General features: G+C 53.3%; 2 protein-coding genes. Both read left to right on the forward strand.

What is annotated here, in order from left to right:
• The first annotated feature begins 332 nt into the window (after nt 1-332).
• Nucleotides 333-782, forward strand: a complete 450-nt coding sequence (locus ACY8FN_RS21195) for a pullulanase (protein ID WP_463101218.1) — start codon at nt 333-335, stop codon at nt 780-782.
• 397 nt (nt 783-1,179) lie between these two features.
• Complete coding sequence (locus ACY8FN_RS21200; RefSeq protein WP_101318019.1) at nt 1,180-2,550, forward strand: PhoH family protein; 1,371 nt, start codon at nt 1,180-1,182, stop codon at nt 2,548-2,550.
• Nucleotides 2,551-2,711: the final 161 nt, after the last annotated feature.

Below are 2,711 nucleotides of genomic sequence, written 5' to 3' on the forward strand. Positions count from 1 at the left end.
GCGGTAGCGCCGATGGTAGTGTGGCATTCGCCATGCGAGAGTAGGACACTGCCAGGCACCCAACACGAAAAACCCCGCTCAATGAGCGGGGTTTTTTATTGGCTGCCATTCAGTAAATCGCCCAAATATTGACCTTTTATTCCCTCTTCTAAGCCGCTTTCTCTGTTTTTCCTATGCCATTTTCTGTTCAATAGTTACTCATTGGTTCAATGGGTTGGATATAAAAAACACAGAATGTGATGCCTCTACCTTTCTTGTGATGCCTGCTCTGGTTTAATTCTACAGTCCACATTGATGGACCAAGGAATCACAATAATTTAAGGAATAGACCCATGTTCAAAAGAACAGTAACGATGATGCTGGCGGCGGGAACCCTGGTATTAGGCGGTTGCGCATCCAATAGTGGTGCAGAACAGGCAGTAGACAACGGCGACTTCGGTGGCAAGTCCATCTACCTGCGCGGGGAGATGAACGACTGGATGGCGACCGATGAGAGCAAGGTGGTCAAGGTGGCCGACAAGCTCTACATGGCCAAAGGGACGCTCAAGAAAGAGTGGGCACCCTACAAGTTCAAGTTTGCTGACTCGAGCTGGAGCTGCGGTAGTAACTTTGGCTACAAGAGCCCGAGTGATGGTGTCGCCGTATTGGGTGGTGAGGCTGTGCCGGTCAATCCCTGCTCCAAGTATGAGGATATGAAGTTCTCGCCGGATAGCGATGGTGTCTACGAGTTCTATCTGAATATGGCGGGTGACACACCGACCGTCTACGTCAAGAAGCCTTGACCTCTCTCTGAGTATTCATTCAGTCAATTAATCAGTGAAGTGCCCTGGTTCGGAGATCTGCTGATCGTGGCTTTGCGACCAATGCTGGGCTCTGCTATCAGTGCTACAGCAAGGGGGCTGGTGCTCAAGGATGGTTGCATTAACAGCCTCAGCAGTGGCCCCTCCCAGAGTGGCTGACAGGTGTGTTTAACTCATTGAGCGAAAGCAAAAAGACCGGTCGGTGTACCGGTCTTTTTATTGCTGTTTTTATGGGCAATCAAAACGTTCGGTCAAGTGATTTGTTGCGTGATAGTAAAATCGGGCGTAGCGTTGAGGGTAATAAAACTGTCACGGCTGTGTGGTTTCAATGACATCTGAGATTCACACACGTGGCCCTTCAGTGCCAAGGAGAATGCTTATGGACAATACGGACCGAAAGCTGTTTATCCTGGATACCAACGTTCTGCTTCATGAACCCCTCGCTATCTACTCCTTCAAAGAGCACGACGTGCTTATCCCCATGACGGTGCTGGAAGAGCTCGATAACATCAAGGATCGCAACAAGGATGTCAGCCGCGACGCGCGGGTGGCCATTCGTGCGCTGGAAGATGTGTTCCGCGATGCGACCCCGGAGCAGATCACCCAGGGCGTTCCGCTGGCTGGCGAAGCGAGCGGCAATATCTGTATCTTCAGTGACCACCATCTGCCCCAGGATGCCGAGGTGTTCACCGACAAGGAGGCTGATAACCGCATCATCAACGCTGCCCTCTATCTGCAAAAGCATGAGATGAAACGCCAGGTGGTGCTGGTCACCAAAGATATCAACATGCGCCTCAAAGCCAAAGGGGCTGGGCTTGCCCGTGTTGAAGATTATCGCAGCGACCAGTTGATCGACGATATCCGCCTGTTGGCGAAAGGCTTTCAGGTGGTGCCCGGCAGCTTCTGGGAGCGGGTCGGCGAGTGCGAGAGCGAGACCCATGGCCGAGATACCATTCATGTGATCGACGACAACCTGCTGGAAGGCATTCACGTCAACCAGTACCTGATCGACGAAGAGAACTTCTTCGCCGCTCGGGTGCTTAGCCACGAAGGCAACAAGATCCGCATCAAGGATCTGGGCCGCGAGCGGCTGATGTCCCGCAAGGCGTGGGGTGTACATCCCAAGAACGTCTATCAGGGGATGGCGCTGGATGCACTGCTCGATCCGCATATCGATCTGGTGATCCTGACCGGCCCGGCGGGCTGCGGCAAGACCTTGCTGGCAATGGCGGCAGCGTTGGAACTGGTGATTGAGAAGGGCATTTACGAGAAAGTGATCGTCACCCGGAATACCCCGGAAATTGCCGAGAGCATCGGTTTCCTGCCCGGTACCGAAGAAGAGAAGATGATGCCCTGGCTGGCGGCGGTGACCGACACCCTGGAGGTGCTGCACAAGCAGGACGAGAACATGAGCGGCTCGCTCAGCTACATCATGGAGAAGGCCAATATCCAGTTCAAATCGGTCAACTTCATGCGCGGGCGCAGCATCCAGAACACCTTCGTGCTGCTGGATGAGTGCCAGAACCTGACCGCGTCCCAGATCAAGACCATCATCACCCGCTGCGGCGAGGGAACCAAGATTGTCTGCTCCGGTAACCTGGCCCAGATCGACTCAAACTACCTGAGCCCGGTGACTTCCGGTCTCACCTACATCGTCGAGCGTTTCAAGGACTTCGACGGCAGTGCCAACATCTTCCTCAACGGCGTGGTGCGAAGCCGACTGGCTTCGTTTGCCGAGGAAAATCTCTGATTAAACTGAATATTTCCAGATACAAAGGGAGGCCAATCGGCCTAATGCCGATCAGTTAAGGATCCATTGACCGATCCTTCTGATGTGTGAAAATCCGAAACCTGTTGATTGGTTTCGGATTTTTTATGCGTATCGCTCAAGCTCTCGACTTCCTCCACGCC

Source organism: Aeromonas sp. 160P, from assembly GCF_055193095.1.

Excerpts from the sequence above, each read along its gene's own strand:
- ACY8FN_RS21195 (WP_463101218.1), top strand. The coding sequence starts at position 333 with ATGTTCAAAAGAACAGTAACGATGATGCTGGCGGCGGGAACCCTGGTA.
- ACY8FN_RS21200 (WP_101318019.1), top strand. The coding sequence starts at position 1,180 with ATGGACAATACGGACCGAAAGCTGTTTATCCTGGATACCAACGTTCTG.